The 1,382-nt window shown below is 43.4% G+C and carries 1 protein-coding gene and 1 pseudogene; both read left to right on the forward strand.

The genetic code is table 11. From position 1 onward, the window contains the following. The coding region (locus ABW391_RS29445; RefSeq protein WP_353485479.1) for a hypothetical protein at positions 1-500 on the forward strand (500 nt) is incomplete at its 5' end. 11 nt (positions 501-511) lie between these two features. Continuing rightward, positions 512-1,382: pseudogene (locus tag ABW391_RS29450) on the forward strand (hypothetical protein); the annotation flags it as partial.

A 1,382-nucleotide genomic window follows, 5' to 3' on the forward strand; every position in this document is an offset into this window, starting at 1 on the left:
TTAGGTTGCCTACTACTGGCACTACCCTAAACATTCGTAACATTCTTGCTATTGCCTATCAAGCCTTAGGCTCAAGCAAAGAATGGATTCCTATTCGCAGTTACCGCTTTGATGGTAATGCTAACTCAACTGCATTTACTAGCGGTCAGACTGTATCTATCTATGACTACATTCCTTCAGGACGCAGTGTTCAGGTTGTATATGCAACTGACCCAACTCCTTTTACTGCTAACACAGAAAACTTTGCAACACAGACTGGTTTGCCAGAGTCTTGCAAAGACTTAATTATTCTTGGTGCTACTTATCGTTTGCTATCTAACCTTGACCCAGCACGTGCGTCAATGGTTAGCCCACAAGCAGATGAGACAGACTCCAAGCGTCCATACGGTTCATCTCAATCTCTTACTAGACAAGTTTATGCTTTGTTTACTCAAAGATTAAACGAAGAGGTTAAGAGCCAGCAAGAAAAATATCCTATCCGTGTCCACTACTCCCTTTGATAGGCAGATAAATGACAACTAGAAAATACTCGTCCCGAGCCCAGCAAACCACATTAAGTAGCAGCATCACCTCTGGTGATGTGTCTATGACCGTAGGTTCTGGTGCCAACCTAATGGGTGGTAAAACACCTACGGTAACTCAAACATACACTGTTGTTATTGACCCTGATACGGCTCTTGAAGAAATTGTAGATGTCAGTAACTACACATCAGGTAATACACTTACCATTGCTAGAGGTATTGATAACGGCAATGTTGGCGTAGCCCACTCTGCTGGTGCCATTGTACGACATATGGTTATTGGTCGTGACTTACAAGATGCTAATGACCACACTGAAGCAACCACTGGACACGGTGCAACTGGTGCCGTAGTTGGTACAACTAACACACAGACTTTAACTAACAAGACTTTAACTGCTCCAGTTATTGCTGTCATCAGCAACACAGGCGCATTAACCCTACCTACATCTACTGACACTCTTGTAGGTAAAGCAACAACTGACACTCTTACTAATAAGACTCTTGACACAGCAGGTACAGGTAACGTTCTTAAAATTAACGGAACTACTGTTAGCGGAACATCTGGTACTGGTTCAGTGGTTCTTGCTGTCTCACCTACTGTTACTGGCACAGCAATTGCTACCAACCTAACTGCTTCTGGCACAGTAACTGCAGCCTTATTCTCTGGTCCTTTGACTGGTGCAGTAACTGGCAACGTAACAGGTAACGTCACTGGTAACCTAACTGGAACGATTACTGGTAGTGCATCTCTTAATCTACTTAAGAGTGGTGATACTATGTCTGGTGCTATTGCTATGGGTGCTAATAAGATTACAGGTCTTGGTACACCTACTGCTAATACAACAGATGCAGCCAATACCG

Origin of the sequence: Haliscomenobacter sp., assembly GCF_040403615.1 — a bacterium.
In the GTDB taxonomy this organism is placed as follows: Bacteria; Bacteroidota; Bacteroidia; order Chitinophagales; family Saprospiraceae; genus Haliscomenobacter.